The 20,654-nt window shown below is 57.6% G+C and carries 18 protein-coding genes; 12 read left to right on the top strand and 6 right to left on the bottom strand.

The window, feature by feature from the left end; all coding sequences use genetic code 11:
* Positions 1-22 precede the first annotated feature (22 nt).
* The 5 genes from rfbB (at position 23) to NKL06_RS06565 (ending at position 5,076) form a co-directional block, all read left to right on the top strand.
* Positions 23-1,147 (top strand): dTDP-glucose 4,6-dehydratase, encoded by a 1,125-nt coding sequence (gene rfbB / locus NKL06_RS06585; RefSeq protein ID WP_023692739.1) that lies wholly within the window; start codon positions 23-25, stop codon positions 1,145-1,147.
* A 246-nt stretch (positions 1,148-1,393) separates the two neighbouring features.
* Entirely contained in the window at positions 1,394-2,260 is an 867-nt protein-coding gene (locus NKL06_RS06580) for an SDR family oxidoreductase (RefSeq protein ID WP_023692740.1), read from the top strand.
* Positions 2,261-2,271: 11 nt separating this feature from the next.
* The gene (locus NKL06_RS06575; protein ID WP_023808025.1) at positions 2,272-3,561 is read left to right on the top strand and encodes a rhamnosyltransferase WsaF family glycosyltransferase; all 1,290 of its coding nucleotides are present in this window, start codon (positions 2,272-2,274) and stop codon (positions 3,559-3,561) included.
* Between the two features lie 7 nt (positions 3,562-3,568).
* Positions 3,569-4,354: an ABC transporter permease gene (locus NKL06_RS06570; protein WP_081725575.1), complete on the top strand. Its 786-nt coding sequence runs from the start codon at positions 3,569-3,571 to the stop codon at positions 4,352-4,354.
* A 2-nt stretch (positions 4,355-4,356) separates the two neighbouring features.
* Complete coding sequence (locus NKL06_RS06565) at positions 4,357-5,076, top strand: ABC transporter ATP-binding protein (protein ID WP_023692743.1); 720 nt, start codon at positions 4,357-4,359, stop codon at positions 5,074-5,076.
* A gap of 119 nt (positions 5,077-5,195) precedes the next feature.
* On the opposite strand, the gene NKL06_RS06560 is transcribed toward NKL06_RS06565, so the two are convergent.
* The 3 genes from NKL06_RS06560 to NKL06_RS06550 are packed head-to-tail and all read right to left on the bottom strand — an operon-like array spanning position 5,196 to position 8,836.
* On the bottom strand, positions 5,196-6,149 hold the full coding sequence (locus tag NKL06_RS06560) for a hypothetical protein (RefSeq protein ID WP_155921553.1): 954 nt from the start codon (positions 6,147-6,149) through the stop codon (positions 5,196-5,198).
* Between the two features lie 16 nt (positions 6,150-6,165).
* Entirely contained in the window at positions 6,166-7,638 is a 1,473-nt protein-coding gene (locus tag NKL06_RS06555) for a hypothetical protein (RefSeq protein ID WP_023692745.1), read from the bottom strand.
* 16 nt (positions 7,639-7,654) lie between these two features.
* Positions 7,655-8,836: an acyltransferase family protein gene (locus NKL06_RS06550; RefSeq protein ID WP_196814131.1), complete on the bottom strand. Its 1,182-nt coding sequence runs from the start codon at positions 8,834-8,836 to the stop codon at positions 7,655-7,657.
* A gap of 600 nt (positions 8,837-9,436) precedes the next feature.
* On the opposite strand from NKL06_RS06550, the gene NKL06_RS06545 reads away from it, so the two are divergent.
* The 3 genes from NKL06_RS06545 (at position 9,437) to NKL06_RS06535 (ending at position 13,053) form a co-directional block, all read left to right on the top strand.
* Positions 9,437-11,425, top strand: coding sequence for a nucleoside-diphosphate sugar epimerase/dehydratase (locus NKL06_RS06545; RefSeq protein WP_031197947.1), 1,989 nt, complete (start codon positions 9,437-9,439; stop codon positions 11,423-11,425).
* 138 nt (positions 11,426-11,563) lie between these two features.
* Positions 11,564-12,496 carry a glycosyltransferase family 2 protein gene (locus NKL06_RS06540; RefSeq protein ID WP_023692749.1) on the top strand — a complete coding sequence of 311 codons (933 nt, stop codon included), beginning with the start codon at positions 11,564-11,566 and terminating at the stop codon, positions 12,494-12,496.
* Positions 12,497-12,513: 17 nt separating this feature from the next.
* Positions 12,514-13,053 carry a sugar transferase gene (locus NKL06_RS06535; protein WP_023692750.1) on the top strand — a complete coding sequence of 180 codons (540 nt, stop codon included), beginning with the start codon at positions 12,514-12,516 and terminating at the stop codon, positions 13,051-13,053.
* Here the strand turns inward: NKL06_RS06535 and NKL06_RS06530 are convergent.
* Together NKL06_RS06530 and NKL06_RS06525 are read right to left on the bottom strand one after the other, a co-directional pair.
* Complete coding sequence (locus NKL06_RS06530; protein WP_023692751.1) at positions 13,041-13,976, bottom strand: NAD-dependent epimerase/dehydratase family protein; 936 nt, start codon at positions 13,974-13,976, stop codon at positions 13,041-13,043. The genes NKL06_RS06535 and NKL06_RS06530 overlap by 13 nt on opposite strands.
* Complete coding sequence (locus NKL06_RS06525; protein ID WP_245260540.1) at positions 13,973-15,073, bottom strand: O-antigen ligase family protein; 1,101 nt, start codon at positions 15,071-15,073, stop codon at positions 13,973-13,975. Before NKL06_RS06525 ends, NKL06_RS06530 begins: the two co-directional genes overlap by 4 nt.
* Here NKL06_RS06525 and NKL06_RS06520 point away from each other — a divergent pair.
* From NKL06_RS06520 to cysQ, 4 genes are all read left to right on the top strand, one after another.
* The gene (locus NKL06_RS06520; RefSeq protein WP_245260541.1) at positions 15,051-15,599 is read left to right on the top strand and encodes a hypothetical protein; all 549 of its coding nucleotides are present in this window, start codon (positions 15,051-15,053) and stop codon (positions 15,597-15,599) included. The genes NKL06_RS06525 and NKL06_RS06520 overlap by 23 nt on opposite strands.
* Positions 15,600-15,672: 73 nt before the next feature.
* A complete protein-coding gene (cysD, locus tag NKL06_RS06515) occupies positions 15,673-16,578 on the top strand; it encodes a sulfate adenylyltransferase subunit CysD (RefSeq protein ID WP_023692754.1) in 906 nt (301 codons plus the stop codon).
* 2 nt (positions 16,579-16,580) lie between these two features.
* On the top strand, positions 16,581-18,518 hold the full coding sequence (gene cysN, locus NKL06_RS06510) for a sulfate adenylyltransferase subunit CysN (protein WP_023670718.1): 1,938 nt from the start codon (positions 16,581-16,583) through the stop codon (positions 18,516-18,518).
* 10 nt (positions 18,519-18,528) lie between these two features.
* Positions 18,529-19,317 carry a 3'(2'),5'-bisphosphate nucleotidase CysQ gene (gene cysQ / locus NKL06_RS06505; RefSeq protein WP_031196090.1) on the top strand — a complete coding sequence of 263 codons (789 nt, stop codon included), beginning with the start codon at positions 18,529-18,531 and terminating at the stop codon, positions 19,315-19,317.
* 1 nt (position 19,318) lies between these two features.
* Here cysQ and NKL06_RS06500 read toward each other — a convergent pair whose 3' ends face one another.
* A complete protein-coding gene (locus NKL06_RS06500; RefSeq protein ID WP_023692755.1) occupies positions 19,319-20,461 on the bottom strand; it encodes a DegT/DnrJ/EryC1/StrS family aminotransferase in 1,143 nt (380 codons plus the stop codon).
* Positions 20,462-20,654: the final 193 nt, after the last annotated feature.

Genomic DNA, 20,654 nt, shown 5'->3' with positions numbered 1-20,654 from the left:
GCGACGATATGAGGAGAGCGTCATGAATTTTCTGGTGACAGGCGGTGCCGGCTTCATCGGCTCGGCGGTGTGCCGGCATTTGTGCGCCAATCCGGCCTACCATGTGACCAATCTCGACAAGCTCACCTATGCCGGCAATCTCGCCTCGTTGCGCATGATCGAGAATGCGCGCAACTACAAATTTGCGCAGGCCGACATCTGTGACGAGCGGGCGGTTCTCGACATCCTCCACCGCGACGAGATCGACGTCGTCATGAACCTCGCCGCCGAAAGCCATGTCGACCGCTCGATCGACGGACCCGACGCCTTCATCGAGACCAACATCGTCGGCACCTACCGGGTGCTGAATTCTGCGCTCGAATATTGGCGCGGCCTTGGCGAGGACAGGAAAGCCCGCTTCCGCTTCCACCATGTCTCGACCGATGAGGTGTTCGGCGATCTGCCCCTCGACGGCGGCATGTTCGTCGAGGAAACGCCTTACGCGCCGTCCTCGCCCTATTCCGCCTCCAAGGCGGCGTCCGACCATCTGGTGCGGGCCTGGCACGAGACCTACGGCCTGCCGGTCGTGCTCTCCAACTGTTCGAACAATTACGGGCCCTATCACTTTCCCGAAAAGCTGATCCCTCTGGTCATTCTCAATGCGCTCGAAGAAAAATCGCTGCCGGTCTACGGCGCCGGCGCCAATGTGCGCGACTGGCTGTTCGTCGAGGATCATGCGCGCGCCCTGGAACTGGTCGCCACCAAGGGTCAGCCGGGCGAAAGCTACAATGTCGGCGGCAATTCCGAACGCACCAATCTTGGCGTCGTCGAGACGATCTGCGACCTGCTCGACATCAGGCGTCCGCGCGGCGGCGGCAGGAGCTACCGCGATTTGATCAGCTTCGTCACCGATCGCCCTGGCCACGACCGCCGCTATGCCATCGATGCCTCCAAGATCAGCAGGGATCTCGGCTGGGCGCCGGCGGAGAGTTTCGACAGCGGCCTGGCAAGGACGGTCGACTGGTTCCTCGACAACAAATGGTGGTGGGGGCCGATCCGCGAGCAGCGCTATGGCGGCGAGCGGCTGGGCAGGAAAGGGGAACTGTTGGATCGACGAGAGCCAAGTGATCTGCGTCGATCGTCCCCCACATTTGGAAAATTGGGTTGATGAACTGCTGACAGCTTTGGATACAATCTGGTTTGCGGGATGGGTTCATGACCCTTTCGTAAGGCGCAGAATTTCTCTACAAGGCCACGCACCTAGTCTGCTGAACATTGGGCAATGCATTTTATGGAACGATTCTGTCGGCATGACGCCAATTGTTTCGACCGGACGCTAAGGGAAAATTGGCCGGACGCCGATCACTTTGTTGATCGGTTCGCACTAGTACCCTCTTAAGAAGGATATAAAAGTATGGCGAAGGTGCTCGTAACTGGCGGTAGCGGGATGCTCGGTGGTTACGTGTCCAAGGCATTGGAGCACGCTTCTCATGTCGTAGTCTTGGCGGATCGTGCAAAATTTGATCTAGCTGATCCCGATGCAGCTTACGACTACGTCCTGGCAGAAAAGCCGGCCGCGATTTTGCATTTGGCAGCCGAGACAAATGTGGATTTATGCGAATTAAATCCGCAACAAGCCGGCATACGAAACCACCTATCGACCGCCAGCATTGCAAAGGCTGCGGAAAAATCCGGCGCCTGGATGTTGTACGTTTCAACATCCAACGTGTTTGGAGAGCGGGGCAGCTTCGAACACAACGAATTGGATCTGCCGTCGCCTGTAAATTACTATGGTCGTTCAAAGCTGATGGGCGAATACGCGGTCCGACAACACTGCCCATTGAATCACTTGATTGTGCGCGCAGGTTGGATGATCGGGGGTGGCGCAAGCGGCGATCATAAATTTGTCGGAAAGCTTATACAGCAAATCAGGGAAGGAGCCGTTTCGCTTCGGGCGGTAGGTGATAAATTTGGGTCGATTACCCGGGCGTCCCTACTTAGTGATTTCATCGTCTGGGCGCTGGAGTCACGTTGTACCGGCACTTTGCATTATACAAGCAAGGGTACGGTAACTCGATTCAATATCGCTCAAATGATCGGTGAAATCATCGGTAAGGATGTAGTTATAACATCTGTGAAGTCTTCGGATTTTCCTCTCTCGGCCCCCCGGCCATTTTCAGAAGGAATGAGTTCGATATATACGCCACTCTTGACGGCAGCACCCCAGCCAGGCAATTGGCGCGACGATTTGGCCAGCTACGTCGCCACCTTCCTTGATTAATGCGAGACATCATGCTTCTAAAACTGCGCCTGTTTCTTGCTTACGCCCGCCAGTATGGCTGGAGTAATGCAATTATATTCTCACTGTTCAAGATATTTCCGAGGAAATTTGTTCTGCTCTCCCGAAAGCTCGGCGGAGCATCCAGCAGCGTTTCCCCCCTTGTTGCTGCTTTGGATTATCGGGCCTCGTTTGATTCGGTTTATGACTACGTTCCTTGGACGAAGTTTGGAGGCGCGGAGAAGGCTGCGAAGCCGAGAAGCGACAAGCCGGTGTTTGTCTGGTTCGTGCCCGATTGGTCGAACGTTTGGGGCGGAGGCCATTTCACGCTATTTCGCTTCGCGCATCATTTTTCGAGTTTCGGGTGCCACAACATCATCTACATTTATAACAACGAGCGCCATAGTAATCCAAAGGCCCTTCAGGCTGAACTCAATGAAGTCTTCGAAAATTGCACGTTGGAGGTGATAACAGACCCGAAGAATTTGCCGAAGGCCTATGTAGCATTAGCAACGACATGGCAATCGGCGTACCATGTCCGGGCATTTCCTTTCGCTCTGAACAAATTCTACTTCATGCAGGACTATGAAAGCCAATTCTATGCATATGGGACGGCATCAATGCAGGCCAATGCCACATATACCTTCGGGTTTAGAGGCATCACGGGGGGCGGCTGGCTGAAAAGCCGTTACGAAGCCCATGCTGGGAAGGGAACCGCGCAGAACTATAGATTTGCAGCTGATAAGACCATTTTTTTTCCTGCAGATCCCGGTGGGAAAGTCCGATCGAAGGTCAAACGCCTATTCTTCTACGGGCGCCCCTCGACAGAAAGGCGCTGTTTCGAGCTTGGCATGGTTGCCTTGAAAAAAATTGCAGATCACTATCCCGATGTCGAGATTGTAATCGCCGGCTTAGATCTTGCGATGGAGCCGCCTTTCAAGGCTACGCTACTTGGCAATATGACCCTTGCGAAGACGGGGGAACTTTACCGAACGTGTGATTTGGGTATGGCCTTCTCTGCGACCAACCTGTCCTATCTGCCAGTTGAGCTCATGCAATCTGGCGTTCCAGTAATTTCGAACAACGGCAATCACATTGAATGGCACTGCGAGCATGGCAAGAATGCTTACCTTGTGGATCCTGCCCCACAGGCGGTACTTGATGCTTTTGCCGCCCTTTATGATAGCCGACAGCTTCGCCAGAAGTTGGCCGATGGCGGTCTTAAGACGATGGAGCCCATCACATGGGATGACGAAATGACCAAGATCTATGAGTACGTAACGGCGCATTCCGTTGCCAGGTGAGTGGCTTATGAATACTGGCAATTTAACCGCTGAGCTTGTCGCACTCAGACGACGATTGCCCCTTGCGATCAGTCTCGCAGTGAGCGAGACAAAAGCACGCTATCGGCGAAGCGTACTAGGCCCATGGTGGTTGACTCTCGGTGCGGGAATAGGCGTTCTAGGTCTGGGGATCGTTTGGAGCGCCCTTTTGAACCAGGCGCCAAGCGAACTGATGCCCCGCTTGGCTATCGGGCTCGTTTTGTGGCAATTCATTTCTGGTAGCCTGGTAGAGGCCTCGAGTGTTTTCATAAGACAGGCGCAGATAATTAGAAATTACAATTTGCCGCTTATAATGCATCCGCTCCAGCTTGTGATGCGCCAGCTAATAACTTTGGCCCACAATATTGCAATTGTGCTCCTCATGATTGTATGTTTTCCTCATGCGTTTTCGTTCTATGGGTTGGTTGGAATTTTGGGTTTGATCATCGTAACTGCCAACCTATTATTTATTGTTATAATAATAGGCGTTGCCGGTACAAGGTTTCGGGACTTGGATCCACTGGTTCAATCGCTTATGCCTCTTCTCTTCTTTGTAACACCAGTCATCTACGAACCAAAGAATTTGGGGATCAGCCAATTTGTGATCTGGTTAAACCCTTTTACTTATTTTATGGAAATTGTCCGGGCACCTTTCTTTGGAAAAATACCATGCCTTTGGGTCTATGGAGTGTCGTTTGTTAGCATGGTCGTTTGTGGCATCGTAGCCATTTCGTTGTTGAGTGGCCGAGGACGGCGTCTGGCGTTCTGGCTCTGAGAATGGCAAAGTTAGAGTTTGATCGCGTAACCGTTCGCTATCCCATTTACAATGCTCGTTCGATGTCAGTGCGTAATCATTTGGTGCGCTTGGGTACCGGTGGACGCATAGGTGCCGAAGCTGGGAATGTTGTAACAGTCACCGCGCTAGACGACGTATCTTTTAGCCTGAGCGATGGTGACTGCGTTGGCCTTGTTGGACACAACGGCGCGGGCAAGAGCACCCTACTGAGAACAATGGCGGGAATATATGTCCCCCTCCACGGCAAAATTGTCCGGGAGGGATCGATCGGAACGGTATTCGAGCTTGGCGCCGGAATGGATCCTGAACTTTCAGGATACGACAACGTCACCAGAGTCATGATGTTGCTGGGTCGAACCAAGAGGGATGCAAGGGAAATCTATGAAGAGATCGCCCAATTTACAGAACTCGGCGACTATCTTGACTTGCCTGTCCGGACTTATTCGGCGGGGATGATGACTCGTTTGATGTTTGCCGTTTCGACCATGTATGCTCCGTCGATCCTACTGATCGATGAGGTGTTTGGAACGGGAGATGCCGAGTTCCAGGAGAAAGCAAAACGACGTATAGAAACTATGATTGATGCCGCAAAAGTTTTGGTATTTGCCTCTCACAACACCGAGCTTATCAAACGATTTTGCAACAGGATTTTCAAACTCGACCACGGCTCTGTTGCTGAAGTGCCCCTTACGGAGCTCTAAGATTACAGTAGCTATTGGATCGCCGGTCGAACAGCATCCAGCGCTGCGTGGCTGAGGCGACTGGCGCGTCACCACTACTGCCGGCTCCGTACCCTCGGCAATCGCACCATCAACGCGGCTTAAGAATCACCGTAGGACTCCAGTATCCTTCTTGCGTCCGCATGAGGGCGACCGAATTCTCTCATGATCAAACGAAACTGCGCCTCGGAGAATGTGAATGTGCCTTCGTAACGCAGCGTGGGCTCGCGCACATCTCGCCGGTGGGAAAAATGCTCTGTTTCCGGGATGTGATCGTTGACCCAAGAAATGGCGGGCGAGAGCCTTTCCCAAAGCTCTGACTGGCGTTCTACGGACGGTCTCAGATCGTCAGCCCTCACCAGGGGCAATTCGTTGCAAAGGAAGTCAGACAGAAGGTGGCCTGACGGACCCAGTTCAACGTTGAGCATCCGCTGGGCTTCTAGCTCGGGGAACGTCATTGATCGATTAATGACTGATACTGGAGGGAGCGGCAGAGTGCCTGGGACAATGCCTAACCAACGCTCAGTCTTCTGGAGGACTGCGTCCGAGCACGCGGAATAGTTGAATACAGTGAGCACGACCTTCGGGATGGAATTAAGAAACTCAATTACTCGTTTCACTTCTGAAGGCATGCTCTCGTGTTCAAAGAACATTGCGATGTCGCCAGTGTAGCCGTCTCGCTTGACCGCCTGCTGATATTTCGAACATGCGTAATCCACTGGATCTCGTATGAATAGGAGCACTTCGATCTGGCAAAAGTAGTTTGCAAAGCCTCCGAAGTATCGCTGAAACTCATGTCCAAGCAGTTCGGTAAACAGGAGCTCACTGCTGTACAAGTCCGCCGGCGCAGTTGGCGGCCGGTTGTCCAAGACGAGCTGCCGAAGCAGCATGCCATTTCCTGATGATATTTTTCCTTCCGACGCCCGACCTGAAAAATCCGGATGTCGATAGGTGATTCCCGAGGCTTCTAGGGCAGCCACGCCTAAAGCGAGGCTCGACTGGATATAGCTGGAGCCCGTCTTGTAGTGACCAATATGAAGTAACAAACGAGACATTCGAAAGCCGACACTCCTACTTCACATATTCGGTGTCGGGAGATTTGCGGAGCAGGATGCGGGCTAGTACCGCATCCTTGCGCGCGCTGACGAGTTCACTGTTGATCAGGTTTCGCCCGGAATCTATCGGCTGGGCCTCGACGTGAATATTGAAGAATTTGATCGCAGCTACCCTCGCTCTGGCGTACATTTTTAGTGCGACTCGGCTTTTTCTTAAAAGTCTCCTGACTGGCCCCTTGGCAGGGTTGATAAGGAGGTGCTCACCGGTCGATACTGTCGCCCGGCTCATATTCGAGGTCGGGAGCTGGGACATCTGTTTAAGGTACGCCACGGTTTCGTGACACGCACAATCTGCGTAAGGCGACTTGTCGTTATCCAGTTCCTTCAAGAGATTATCGTAGGTGATTTCGCCGTCGGAAAACAGAACCGCAGCCGCAAAGCGGGGATAGAGTTCAATGGCCTTAACTAAGTATCTTGGTAGATTGATTTCGATATCCATTCCTGTTGCATAGTTATAGAACGCATCGTTGCATAGTGGCCCGTTCCAAACGTCGTCGCTTGCAGAAATGTAATCCTTGTAGAGGAATGTTAATATCTTATCCCAAACTATGCCGCCCTTCTTGATCCGCAATGAATACGGCTCGAAGGCAAGATCTACGTTCCCCGCCGCCTTCAGCTTGGACATGTAGAATTCATGTGCGCTGATCATGTCCTTGAAGTGTGCACGAGAGCGCCTGACGCCACTGAAATGGATGAAAGCGACCGGTTGGTCCAGGGTATCTATGTAGAATGCGTCCCCATATTTAATCACCGAGTAATGCTCCGCGTTCCATGGGGCAAGGTTGTACGTGGGGAGCCGAAGGATGTGAAAGCCCTCGAAGTACACCGGCAGGAATTCCAGCCATCGCTGGTCAACGAAAAGTCCGTTCTTCTGGTCCGCAACACATTGCCATTTCAATTTCTCGCGCCACCAAGCGACCATACGGATGGCCTCGGGCGTGTGGTTCAGGGCGAGGAAGCCGAGATTGAAAATTCCTACTTGCAGGAAGATCTTGTCACCGCCCGCAATAGCGGCGTTCATAGGAGATATCGAGCGTAACGCGTGGGGAGTCACGATGCCGTTCGCGCCGCCGGAGAGGAGGTCATCGACCTCGGTCATTCTCCGAAAAATATAGAGGTCTGGGTCAACATAAATAACGCGACCGTACTCTCGATCGAACAATGCCTGGAAGCAGTGAGGGCGAAGGCTTGTTGCCAACTCAACGTTCAAATAGAAACACAACCTTTGCTCCAGGTCGTCGGCCTCGACGATGTCTCCGACATAGATAACTTGAATGCCGTTATCGAGTTCTTGCGGCTCCCCCGTTCCGACCATGAAGAGAAAGAGGTCGGCTTCCGGATAGTGGTGACGAACGCTCGAGAAGAGCACGGACGTCATGTCCACATAGCTTGGATCGGAAATCGAGAAGAAGGCCAGCCTTTCGGTCACTGCTTATCCATCGTCCTTACGTCACTGCACCGTGAGTTTCTAATGCGTTGTCTATTGTGACGACGATGGGGACGGGATTGACGTAGCCTGCCCGCCTGAGAAGGCCAACAATCCAGCTAGAAAGCCGAGTACCTAAAGCGATTGATGGTCGCTCGATGTATTTCTCAGCGCATGCAGAAATCGGCAATGAGATTAAAATAACTATTAAACCAAATATGATGCCTTTTGATAGCATGTGAATGCCTGGTTCGGCGTAAATAGATGAGTACAAAGCCATAGATATTCTAAGAATAATGACGTTCCATAAATATAAGCTGAAGCTTATCCGGCCAAAGAATTGGGATGTGGGGGAGGATAGGAAGCTTTTCAAGCTGCTGGCACCTCCATGATATAAGGCAGAAACAAAGATGAAGCCCAAAAACCCTTGGACGAAAGAGCGACCAACCCATTGTTCTGCAAGGAACGTAGGCAGGAAAAGAAATACTATCATGGCTAAATATATATTTGAAATACGACCTGTTAATTCACCGACCTTAGAATTTACGGCGTAGCCAAAAGCAATATATATTAAAGAGAATAGGGTCATAAATCCATGCGTCGAGGTTGGAATAAAGTGAGCTGCAATGGAAATCGTAATAATGAAAACTATACCCCACTTAGTTCCGTATAGATGAGATATAAAAGCTGATATCGTAAGCGGGATTATGGCAAGTATCTCAACTTGCAATGTCCAAATTGCGCCCTGCAGGTTTGTGTTCGTCAGCAATGAGTTTGATATTACGTCATTCAGATCGAATACGCCAAACAAGGAAGGGCGCACGGAGGAAAGAACAATTAATATTCCGGCAGACCACCACAGGCACGAGATATTACTCGGGTAGATGCGCAGAAGTCTTTTTACCGGAAATGAAATTACCGTCTCCCACGCCGGAGAACTTGCAAATGACCTTCCCAGCGACCTTCCCAAGACGAGCCCGCTCAAGACGAAAAAGAGGATGACGGCGCTCTCGCCGCTTAGGAGCGTCATGACAATTTTAGCATATACCCAGCGGGCAGAGGTGGCTTCGAAGAAAGTGGCGGGATACACATCTCGAAGTAGATTGGGATTCATCCATCCAATGGTGTGATGCAATATCACAACGCAGGCAGCCCAGCCTCGAAGGCCATCTAACGCGGTCGATCGAGAGAGTTGTCCCATCAAGAGCATCATACCAATATAAATTATCACGGTAGAACGAAAAATATCGTTATTTCTATGCGAATACCCAGGCGGGTAGCATCAGAAAAACCGACGAGTCGCTACGTCCATTACCAGATCAATGAACCTCTGTTCAATGAAAAATGCATCATGGCATTTATCACCGTGACGGTGTGCGAATTTCTCTCAACCAGAGATTGTTACTATGTAGACTGCGTCGAATATCTTGCAACGGGCCTCTGTCAGTGGCTGCTACCACGCAGTCAGCCGGCCAGTGCAAACAATCACTAGGAGGCTGTGAGCGAACCAGTGAATCTGACCCCAGGCCTCTTCCAACCTTTTCGTCTCGCCGTAATGTGGCTGGAGCGCCCATCGCTTCGGCAGGACCACCCTCGAAAAGAGTGCCTCTTTGAGCACCCGATTCACCAATCGGCCGCGTCGCCAAAAAAATATCTGGCGATGACCGTGACTCCGCGCTATGCGATACGGGCAGCGGGGGATGGGGATTGGCACTCTAAACAGGTGGTCGGTGACGAATGATATTCGCCCTCGCACTACGTTAGTGTCCAAGTCCTTGCGCCTGGAGTTCAGTACTACCCAATGACATCCTATGTAGAGGTCGTGTCCGGACTTCGGCCGAAGATGCGGCGCGCCATTATAATGATCCAGGATCTGGTCATGGTCCTGGTCGCGGTGGCGCTGAGTCTGGGGCTTTCTCAGTCGAGACTTTCATTCGACGCGCTCTCCACGGCCGGCCTGGCGTGCTGGGCAAGTATTGTTTTTCTCAGCCATATGCTGTTTCGCTATTGCGGCCTCTACAACACCGTGTGGCGTTTCGCCTCCACGCCGGACTTCTTCAACATCCTGAAGAGCTGCGCCATCCTGACCGTCACGCTCTATGTCGTCTCGCTGGCGGTTCGATCGTTTCAGCCGGTGACCGGCCTCAACGAGCGCCAGTTCATCGTCTTTTTCCTCGTCTCCTTCACCATCATATCGGCGCCTCGGCTCTATTACCGCTTCCTGCGCGACGGGGCGAGCTGGCGAATCCTGAGCCGCAACGCAAACAATGCGGCGATCAAACAAGCGCTGTTCGTCGGCAGGCTTGGCGAAGCAGACGTCATCATCCGCTTCACACGCACGGCCGAGCCGGCCGAATATTCCATCGCCGGCATCATGGCCATCGAGAACGGCGCGCCGTTGGGCACGCAGATACAGGGCGTTCCGGTGGTGGCCGTGCGGCCCCGCCTGGTCGAGGTCCTCGAAGAATATGCAAGAGGCACCAAAAGCCTCGACATGCTGATTTTCGGCAATGGCACCGAACGCGAGATCGAGGAATATTCGGAACTGGTCCGTGTCGCCCGTCACAGCGGTATCGCCGTTGTCCAATTCTCCGGCGTTTCGGAGCTCGGCCAAGGCGGAAAGCTGGTACTCGACGCTGTCGAGATGGAAACCATCCTGCGCCGCTCCACAGTTGCTTCCGATATGGAGCGGATCGGCGGCTTTATCGGTGGCAAGCGCGTCCTGGTCACCGGCGGCGCCGGCTCAATCGGTCGCATCCTGGTCAAGCGGTCGCTGGAACTTGGCGCCGAGGCGGTTCTGGTCGCCGATATCTCGGAGTTCGGTATTTTCCAGCTCGACCAGCAGGTTGACGAAAAGGACCATGTCCGGCTCAAGAGCCGCATCGTCGATGTCACAGACCGGCGCCAGATCACCCGCGTCGTCAGCGATTTCAAGCCCGACATCATCTTCCATGCCGCCGCGCTCAAACATGTGCCGCTGCTCGAGGAAAATTGGGAATCGGCGATCCAGACCAACATTTTGGGCACCCTCGTCTGCGCCGAGGTTGCCGCCAAATGCGGGGTGCCGCAGTTCCTGCTGATTTCCAGCGATAAGGCGGTCGATCCGACCTCGGTGCTCGGTATGACGAAACGCGCCGCCGAGCAGATCGTCTCTTCGCTGCACGAAACGCACGCCACCGGGCCCAGCGGCCGTCGCTCCGGCACCAAGTTCATCGCCGTGCGGTTCGGCAATGTCTTCGGCTCCAATGGCTCGGTCGCCACCATCTTCCAGGCGCAGATCGAGGCCGGCGGTCCGGTCACCATCACCGATCGCCGCATGACCCGCTACTTCATGACGGTGGCCGAAGCCGTCGACCTCGTCATCATGTCGGCGGCCGACGCCGAGCGGCGCCAGGGCAAGGACGACTACGCCATCTACATGCTCGACATGGGCAAGCCGGTGCCGATCCTCGAAGTCGCTGAAACCATGATCCGCATGGCCGGCAAAAGCCCCTACACCGACATTCCGATCCGTTTCACCGGGATCAGGCCGGGCGAGAAGCTTCACGAGGTGCTGCATGGCGGCAATGAGGAGATCGTCGCGCTGGATATCCCCAAGATCTTCGGCCTCAGGACCGATGTCGTGGGATGGCCCAAGGTCCAGGCGGCGCTGACATTGCTGCAGGCGGCCATGCGCGATCAGGACAAGGCCTCGGCGCTCGCCGTCATGGCCGGCCTCTATCAGGCGGAAGAGCCTCCAAGTGACGCACGCCGGGAAACCGTTGCGAAAACAGTCGGGCAAGCTGGTTAGAGCAATTCCAGGAAAAGTGTGGAGCGGTTTTCAGTCCGGGATTGCGTCAAAACAAAGAGCCTGTCCTGATCGACCGGGATTGGCTATTGAAACCGATCCGATGGCCGTTCCCAGGCGTTTGCAGATGATTTTGAACCAGTGAGCAGACAAGATCAGCGCGTGGCCGTGCTGCTGGGCACCAAAGATGGCGCGGCTTTCCTTGACGAGCAGCTCGCGTCGCTGGCTGCGCAATCGCATCCTGTTGTCGACCTCTGGGTTTCCGACGACGGTTCGACAGACGGCACTTCGGCCATTATCGGCGCCTGGCAGAGCCGCTGGTCCAAGGGCCGGTTGACCCTGTCGAATGGTCCTCGCCAAGGCTTTGCCGCCAATTTCCGCGCGATGATCATCGATCCGCGCATCGAGGCCGACTACTACGCCTTCTGCGACCAGGACGACATCTGGGAGCCGGACAGGCTGGAGAGCGCCATTGCCTGGATGCAAGGGCACGACGCCGGAACGCCGCTGCTGTTTTGCTCCAGAACCGCAACCATGTCCGAAACCGGAGCAGCGCAAGGGTATTCGCCGCTGTTCCAGCATCCACCCGCATTTCGCAATGCGCTTGTGCAAAGCATTGCCGGCGGCAACACGATGATGATCAACCGCGCCGCGCGAAAGTTGCTGGCAAAGGCATCGGCAAGGACCGAGTTCGTCAGCCATGACTGGTGGACCTATCTGATCGTCACGGCTGCCGGCGGCATTGTCCGCTATGACCCGCGACCGCTGGTGCGCTACCGCCAGCATGAGGCAAACTTGGTCGGCGCCAACGTGTCGTGGAAGGCGAGGCTGTCGCGGCTGGGGCGCCTGTTCAGGGGCGAGTTCGCCGTCTGGACCGATCACAATCTGAGCGGCCTGGCGGTCAATCGCGACATCCTCTCGAGGGATGCCGCCGCCTGTCTCGGCCTGTTCATCAGGGCACGAAAGGGCGGTATCCTGCGACGCCTGCACCTTCTCAGGAAAAGCGGCGTCTACCGGCAGACGCTGGCTGGGACGCTTGGGCTCTATCTGGCGTTCATCTGGCGGCGGATCTAGAGCATGCAGACACGGCCATGAAGGGACCCAAGCGAGCTTTCGACCTGGCGGTGGCGGCGCTGCTGCTGCCACTGGCCTCGCCTTTCGTCCTGCTTGCCATGCTGGCAATCAGGACGACGTCGCCTGGACCGGCACTCTTCTCTCAAACCCGTGTCGGCCAGCACGGGGTGCCGTTTGCCTGCCACAAGCTGCGCACGATGGTTGTGGGAACGCCGTCTCTGCCCTCGCATCAGGCGCCGGCAATTTCCGTCACTGCCGTCGGCAAGGTGCTGCGGAAATTCAAGATCGACGAGCTGCCGCAGCTCTGGAACGTGCTCAAGGGCGAGATGAGCCTGGTTGGGCCGCGTCCATGCCTGCCCACGCAAACCGAATTGATCGAACGCCGCAGGCAATTGGGTGTGCTTGCCGCACTTCCGGGCATTACCGGGCTGGCACAGATGAAAGGCATCGACATGTCGGATCCGAAACTCTGCGCCGAAACGGATGCCGAATATCTCAGGGGAGCCTCGATCGGACTCGACGTCAAAATCCTGCTTGGCACAATCTACCGGACCTGACGGGCCTGTCGTGCAAGTTCCTCAATCCGGCCGAGCGTGTCGGTTTCCGGCATCCAGCCTTCCGAGATCAGCAGTGACGGGTCGCAAATCTGTGTCGCCATGGAAGCGTCGTACGCTGCTTTTCTGCCAAGCAGTGTGGCGAACATCCTGAATGGCCAGGCCGGCACAGGAACGAGCCGGGTCGGAACGTCGTATCCGTGCCTGAATGCAGTCAAGATTTCGAACATCGCAACGGGGGAAGCATCGCCCAGGACATAGGTCGGGCGCGGTGGCGTGGGACGAGTCAAAAGATGCGCCACGGCGCCAGCCACCGCGTCGCGCGATATCAGCGAACGAACTGCGGTGAAAGCGCCTAAGGGCAATGGTAAGGCAATGGCGGCAGCCCGCATCATTTCACGCAGGTTTCCCTTCATGCCTTCGCCATAGACCGGCGGCAGGCGCAGCGCCGTGGCATCGGAGGGCCTGGACGCATAGGCTTCCAGTGTCTTGATCTCGCCTTCGCGTTTCGAGCGCCCGTAGGCGCATTGTGGGGCAGGGAGCGTCGCCTCGCTGATCGTTCCGCTGAAACCGGGACCGGCTACTGCCCGGATCGACGACAGATAGATGAAGCGCCCGCTTGTCCGCGAGGCGGCCGCGCGCGCCAGCTGTGCGGTCAGTGTCGCGTTGACGGCCATGAAGTCGGCTTCGCTCGCCTTGCGGTCATTGTTGAGCGCCGCACAGTGGACGACATGGGTGACATCTCGCATCAGCGCCTGGAATGCCTGGGCCGGCGCCTCGAAGTCCGGCAACAAAACCGCATCGCTCACGGGATCGAGCCGTTCCGGATGGCGCGATGCCATGCGCACCTCGAACCCGGCTTCGCGAAGCTGATTGACCACCTGCCTGCCGATGAAACCCGTCGCGCCTGTGACCAGCACTTTCACGGCCGGCTTGCCTGGGGCGCCGGGGCCGGTTGTTCCGGCAGCATTTGTTGCCGGCCCGATGCAAGATATGTCCCGGACACCAGAAACACCATCAGTGTGGCATCGAGGATGTCGTGGCCGACCAGGATGCCGGTCAGGCCGCTGATGAGATAGGTGATCACGGTGACGACAATCATCGTGGCGCCGAACCGCTCGATCGCGTCCGTGCTGGTGCGCAGCACGATGGCCGCGTTTCTCGCGGCAACGACGAACACAGCCGCGAGCGTTACGGCTCCAAGCAGGCCGGCCTCCACCAATGCGGTCAGGAAGCCGTTGTGAAAATGGCTGAATCCCGTCGACGGCATGTGGAACTGATTGTGGAATCCATCCTTTATCAGCTCGCGGCTTGCACCAATGCCGTGACCGAAAATCGGCATGTCGTGGAAGGCGCTCAGCCCAATCTGCCAAAGTGCTGCGCGCAAGCCGAGCGCGGTCGTGTGGTCGCCCTTCGTGGCGAGCCCATCCCAATCGCTGAACAGGAAGGCCGCGCGCTCGGAAATGATGGGGAGACCGATGACAGCGATGACGATGCCGATCGCGCCCGCGATCAGCAAAAGCCGAATGGCGTTTCTGTTGTTGAGCTTGCGACGGTTGATCAGCAGGACCGCGATGCCGGCCACCAGCATCGCCAGCCAGATGATCCGCGATCCCGAATAGACAATGGCGACCGCGCCGGCCAGTGTCGCGCAGGCCAGCAAAGCCCTGTTCTTTTCGACACCCGATAAGGCGCCTGTCAGGCACATCATCATGCTGAGGCAGGCGACGGTCGCGAACACGATCGGATTGCCGGCGCCGCCTTCGGCCCGTATGCCCAGCCAGTAATATTGCACGACCGCCAGCAGCACGGCGCCAAAACAGGCGGCGGCGCTCGCCAGCACGACGATGCGCGTCAGCGTGGTTTTCTCGGTAATGCTCCAGGTCGCGTATGAGACAGGGAAAAACAGGAAGGTGATCAGCCCTGCCAGATGCGGCGCATCCCTGGCGATCGAATTGTTGACGATGGAGGCGAGCACGCTTGCTGCACAATAGGCATAGATGGCCACCGTCATCGCGGTCATCGGCCGGTCAATGTTGAAACGCCGTCTTTTCAACGCAAGCAGAAGCACCGACCACAGGCCGCCACCATTGAATAAAAAGCTGACCGCCGATCCCAGCACCGGCGGGAAAAAGAAGCACAGAATGGAGAAGGTGATGTTGATCCGTGACGGCGAAACGTGCTGCTTGATGGCGGAGATCGGGGTCAATGCTCTGGTTCACAATGCGCTGGGTCGCGTGGCGACGGACAATGTTTGGCGCGGCATTTGCGGCATGCCGCCCGGCGCAGGTTCAGGAGCCGGTATAGCGGCTGGGTGCGGTTTTCGAAAGTGCGACGAGGTCGGGCCGGCGTTTCTTTCGGTCCAGGCAAGATTTTTCCCGGCCTTTGAAGGCTATCGCTCCGTCGGGCAGGAATTTCCGGATTCTGGGCTTTTCATGGAAAATTCGTTGCCGATCGGTGTGGCCGCCGCCCTTTCCAGCGTTGTTATATCAGGTGGCGATCTGCTAGAACGCCGGCACGAACCGATAGTGTCCAGCAGTGAAGCTTGAACCGGGCGGCTGAAAAGGACGCCCGATCCATCTGATGCAAGGTCTGGATTGCACGAGAGAACGCTCACAGTCCATGAACATCGCGCTTACGCATCTGCAGCGGCTCGAGGCCGAGTCCATCCACATCTTCCGTGAGGTTGCGGCCTCCTTCTCCAAGCCGGTGATGCTCTATTCCGTCGGCAAGGATTCCTCCGTGCTGATGCATCTGGCGATGAAGGCCTTCTATCCGGCCAAGCCGCCTTTCCCCTTCCTGCATGTCGACACCACCTGGAAGTTCCGCGAGATGATCGCCTTTCGCGACCAGATGGCGCAGAAGCTCGGCTTCGACCTGCTGGTCCACGTCAATGAAGACGGCGTGCGCGACGGTATCAACCCCTTTGACCATGGCTCGAACACCCACACCCATGTGATGAAGACGGTGGCGTTGCGCCAGGCGCTCGACAAATACGGCTTTGACGCTGCCTTCGGCGGGGCGCGGCGCGACGAGGAGAAGTCGCGCGCCAAGGAGCGCATCTTTTCCTTCCGCAACGCCCAGCATGTCTGGGACCCGAAGAACCAGCGGCCGGAGATGTGGAAGATCTTCAACACCCGCATCGCGCCGGGCGAATCGATCCGCGTGTTTCCGCTGTCGAATTGGACCGAGCTCGATATCTGGCAGTACATTCTGCAGGAAAACATCCCGATCGTGCCGCTCTATTTCGCCAAGGAGCGGCCGGTGGTCGAACGCGACGGCATGCTGATCATGAAGGATGACGATCGCATGCAATTGCGCCCCGGTGAGACGGTGGAGAGCCGCATGGTGCGTTTCCGCACGCTTGGCTGTTATCCGCTGACCGGCGCCATCGAATCCGACGCCGACACGCTCGAAGCCATCGTCGGCGAGATGCTGACGGCGCGCACCTCCGAGCGCCAGGGCCGCCTCATCGACCGCGATGAAGCCGGCTCGATGGAAAAGAAGAAGCGCGAGGGGTATTTCTGAGCATGCGCCATATCCTGGCCAAGAGCCTCGCCCCGACCGACGGCGTGCGCGAATACATGGCGGCGCAGGAGAAGAAGTCGCTGCTGCGCTTCCTCACCTGCGGCTCGGTCGACGACGGCAAGTCGACGCTGATCGGCCGTCTTCTGTCCGACACAAAGCAGATCTTCGAGGACCAGCTCGCCGCACTCGAGCGCGATTCCCGCAAGCACGGCACCACTGGCGACGACATCGACTTCGCGCTTCTGGTCGACGGCCTCGAGGCCGAGCGCGAGCAAGGCATCACCATCGACGTCGCCTACCGCTTCTTCGCCACGCCCAAGCGCAAGTTCATCGTCGCCGACACCCCCGGCCATGAACAGTACACCCGCAACATGGCGACCGGCGCATCGACTGCCGATCTCGCCATCGTGCTGATCGATGCGCGCCAGGGTGTGCTGCGCCAGACCCGGCGCCACTCGATCATCGCTTCGCTGCTCGGCATCCGCCATATCGTGCTTGCCGTCAACAAGATCGACCTCGTCGATTTCGACCAGGCGGTGTTCGACCGTATCGTCGAGGATTACCGGCAGTTCTCGCACGAGCTCGGCTTCCAGACGATCGTGCCGATCCCGATGTCGGCCCGCTATGGCGACAATGTCACCAGCCGCTCCGGCAAGACGGCGTGGTATTCCGGCCCGTCGCTGATCGAGCATCTCGAAACCATATCGGTCGACGAGGCCGCGGTCGAACTGCCGTTCCGGTTTCCGGTGCAGTATGTCAACCGGCCCAATCTCGACTTCCGCGGCTTTGCCGGCACCATCGCGTCCGGCTCCGTCGCGCAGGGCGACGAGGTGGTGGTCGCCAAATCCGGCAAGGCCTCGCGGGTCAAGCGCATCGTCGCGCAAGGCGGCGATCTTGCCCAGGCGGTGGCCGGCCAGGCCATCACCCTTGTGCTCGATGACGAGGTCGAGGTCTCCAGAGGCAACATGCTGGTGTCGCCGGCGGCACGGCCGCAGGTCGCCGACCAGTTCGCCGCCAACATCGTCTGGTTCGACGAGGCAGCGCTGCTGCCGGGACGCTCCTATATACTGCGCACCGAGACCGACCAGACCAGCGCCACCGTCACCGACCTGAAATACCGCGTCAACGTCAACGACTTCGCTCGCGAGGCGGCGAAGTCGCTCGAGATGAACGAAGTCGGCATCTGCAATATCTCGACTCGGGCGCCGATCGCCTTCGACACCTTCGCCGACAACCGCGATACCGGCGCCTTCATCCTGATCGACCGCATCACCAATGCCACGGTCGGCGCCGGCATGATCCTGCATTCCTTGCGCCGCGCCGAAAACATCCATTGGCAGTCGCTCGATGTCGGCAAGCGCGGCCGCTCCGACCTCAAGAGCCAGCGCCCCGCCGTATTCTGGTTCACCGGTCTTTCCGGCTCGGGCAAGTCGACCATCGCCAATCTGCTTGAGAAGAAGCTGTTCGCTTCGGGGCGTCACACCTACATTCTCGACGGCGACAATGTCCGCCACGGCCTCAACCGCGATCTCGGCTTCACCGACGCCGATCGGGTCGAAAACATCCGCCGTGTCGCCGAAGTGGCAAAGCTGATGGCCGATGCCGGGCTGATCGTCATCGTCTCCTTCATTTCCCCCTTCAGCGCCGAGCGGCGCATGGCCAGGGAGTTGATGGCCGACGGCGAGTTCGTCGAAGTGTTCGTCGATACGCCGTTCGAGGAATGCGCCCGACGCGACCCGAAAGGCCTTTACGCACGGGCGCTGAATGGCGAGATCAAGAACTTCACCGGCGTCGATTCCCCGTATGAAGCTCCCGAAAATCCCGAAATCCATCTCAAGACACTCGGCAAGACGGCCGAGGAGATGGTAGAGGCTCTGGAACACTGGCTGAATGAGCGCGACATTGCCGAAGACCAATATGACAGCGGCGGCGGCATCTGACGACGAAGTGATGCTCGACGTGTTCGAGCGCCTGGCGCTCGAAGCCGGACGCGAGGTGATGCGGGTCTTCAAGGCCGGCTGCGCGGTCGACAGCAAGTCGGACTCCTCGCCGGTCACGGAAGCCGACCGCGAGAGCGAGACGATCATCCTCGCCGGCCTGCGTGCGGCCTATCCCGATATTCCCTGCGTGGCCGAGGAAGAGGTCGCCGAAGGCATTGTGCCGCCCGATCTGGATGGCGCCTTCTTCCTGATCGATCCGCTCGATGGAACGAAGGAATTCGTCAACCGCCGGACCGATTTCACCGTCAACATCGCGCTTGTCCGGCACGGCGTGCCGGAGATCGGCGTCGTCTTCGCACCGTGCAGCGGGCGGTTCTTCTCTGGACGGCCGGGCTGGGCCGAAGCAATCGAGGTCGATGGCGACTTCCGTATCGTCGGCCGCCGGCGGATTTCGGTCAGGAGGGCGGTCACGCCGCTGGCGGTCGTTGCCAGCCGCTCGCACAACACCCCGGAGACCGAAGCCTTCATCAAGGATCTCGGCGCCGCCGAGATCGTCTCGGTCGGCTCATCGCTGAAATTCTGCCTGCTCGCCGCAGCCGAAGCCGACATCTATCCGCGCTTCGGCCGCACCATGGAATGGGACACGGCGGCCGGCGACGCCGTACTGCGCGCCGCCGGCGGCATGACGCGCACGCTGGACGGCGAGCCGCTCACCTATGGCAAGCGCAAACAGAGCGACGACGAGGATTTCGCCAACCCGCATTTTATTGCGAGCGGGAAGGCGGCGGACGCGGCGTAACTTACGCCGCCGCTACATGCGCCGAGTTCGAGCCAATGTAGTTGCGGATCGTCTCGATGATGCGGTCCTGGTCGGCTTCGCTGAGATAGGGATGCATCGGCAGGCACAGGATGCGCTTCGGCAGTTCCTCCGAAACCGCAAGCCCGGTCGGCGTGCGCGGATAGTCGCGATAGGCGACCTGCTCGTGCAGCGGCTTCACATAATAGATCACCGAAGGGATGCCCTTTTCGCCGAGATGCGCCCTCAACCCGTCGCGCTTCGGCGTCTCGACGGCGTATTGCGCCCAGGCCGAGCGGCCACCGCCCAGATTGCGTGACGTCTTGACGATGTCGCCGAGACCTTCGGCGTAGCGCTTGGCCACCACCTGGCGGGCGACCATCTCGTCTTCGAGGATGGCGAGTTTCTCGATCAGGATCGCCGCCTGGATCGTGTCGAGGCGTGAATTGATGCCGACGCGGACATTGTCATACTGCGTCTCGCCCTTACCGTGGAACGCAAACGAGCGCAGCTGGTCGGCCAGCGCGTCGTCATTGGTGAACATCGCGCCGCCATCGCCGTAGCAGCCCAGCGGCTTGGCCGGATAGAAGCTGGTCGAGCCGACATGGCCGAAGGCGCCGCACATTGTGCCGTCGGCCGAACCGCCGATCGACTGCGCCGCATCCTCGATCACCAGCAGCCCTTCGCGCTTGGCAATCGCCATGATCGCCTCGTAGTCGGCGGCAAGCCCGAACAGGTCGACGGGAACAATCGCCTTCGGCTTCAGCCGGCCTTCCTTCTTGATCATGGCGATCGCCGCCTCGAGGCTGGCGATGTCGATGTTGTAGGTCTCGGCGTCGACATCGACGAAAACCGGTTCGGCCTTGGCAAGCGCCACCACTTCCGCCGTCGCGGCAAAGGTGAAGCTCGGCACGAACACCGCGTCGCCGGGGCCGATACCGGCGGCAAACAGCGGCAACAGCAGAGCGTCGGTGCCGTTGGCGCAGGCCACGACATGCTTGGTGCCGATATAGGCTGCGAGCTTGTTTTCGAATTCGGTGACTTGCGGTCCGAGGATATAGCGGCCTTCCTCGACGACATTGTCGATCGCGGCCTTCAGCCGGTCGCGGATACGTTCGCGCTGCGCGCCAAGATCGATGAACTGCATGTCGGCCTCAAAAACGGTGTGGTGCGGGCTGCCCCGGGGACAATGACACGCACAGAAACAACAACTTAACCGGGCCGCTGGTACCAGAGTTGGGCCGGTCTAGAAAGCCGGACCGGCCGCGGGACGGGTTGTCTAGGTGTCGCAGCCTGTTACTTCAGGCTTTCCCTGCATTGCCGCAAGATGCCGGAAATCC

This window comes from Mesorhizobium sp. C268A (assembly GCF_040324475.1).
GTDB lineage: Bacteria > Pseudomonadota > Alphaproteobacteria > Rhizobiales > Rhizobiaceae > Mesorhizobium.
Note: the sequence above shows the minus strand (reverse complement) of the source record. Positions and strands in the feature narration are given on the sequence as shown.

Bases quoted from the DNA above. Each gene is read 5' to 3' on its own strand.
- rfbB (WP_023692739.1), top strand. From the start codon at position 23: ATGAATTTTCTGGTGACAGGCGGTGCCGGCTTCATCGGCTCGGCGGTG.
- NKL06_RS06580 (WP_023692740.1), top strand. From the start codon at position 1,394: ATGGCGAAGGTGCTCGTAACTGGCGGTAGCGGGATGCTCGGTGGTTAC.
- NKL06_RS06575 (WP_023808025.1), top strand. From the start codon at position 2,272: ATGCTTCTAAAACTGCGCCTGTTTCTTGCTTACGCCCGCCAGTATGGC.
- NKL06_RS06570 (WP_081725575.1), top strand. From the start codon at position 3,569: ATGAATACTGGCAATTTAACCGCTGAGCTTGTCGCACTCAGACGACGA.
- NKL06_RS06565 (WP_023692743.1), top strand. From the start codon at position 4,357: ATGGCAAAGTTAGAGTTTGATCGCGTAACCGTTCGCTATCCCATTTAC.
- NKL06_RS06560 (WP_155921553.1), bottom strand. From the start codon at position 6,149: ATGTCTCGTTTGTTACTTCATATTGGTCACTACAAGACGGGCTCCAGC.
- NKL06_RS06550 (WP_196814131.1), bottom strand. From the start codon at position 8,836: ATGGGACAACTCTCTCGATCGACCGCGTTAGATGGCCTTCGAGGCTGG.
- NKL06_RS06545 (WP_031197947.1), top strand. From the start codon at position 9,437: ATGACATCCTATGTAGAGGTCGTGTCCGGACTTCGGCCGAAGATGCGG.
- NKL06_RS06535 (WP_023692750.1), top strand. From the start codon at position 12,514: ATGAAGGGACCCAAGCGAGCTTTCGACCTGGCGGTGGCGGCGCTGCTG.
- NKL06_RS06520 (WP_245260541.1), top strand. From the start codon at position 15,051: ATGGCCACCGTCATCGCGGTCATCGGCCGGTCAATGTTGAAACGCCGT.
- NKL06_RS06525 (WP_245260540.1), bottom strand. From the start codon at position 15,073: ATGACCGCGATGACGGTGGCCATCTATGCCTATTGTGCAGCAAGCGTG.
- cysD (WP_023692754.1), top strand. From the start codon at position 15,673: ATGAACATCGCGCTTACGCATCTGCAGCGGCTCGAGGCCGAGTCCATC.
- cysN (WP_023670718.1), top strand. From the start codon at position 16,581: ATGCGCCATATCCTGGCCAAGAGCCTCGCCCCGACCGACGGCGTGCGC.
- cysQ (WP_031196090.1), top strand. From the start codon at position 18,529: ATGCTCGACGTGTTCGAGCGCCTGGCGCTCGAAGCCGGACGCGAGGTG.
- NKL06_RS06500 (WP_023692755.1), bottom strand. From the start codon at position 20,461: ATGCAGTTCATCGATCTTGGCGCGCAGCGCGAACGTATCCGCGACCGG.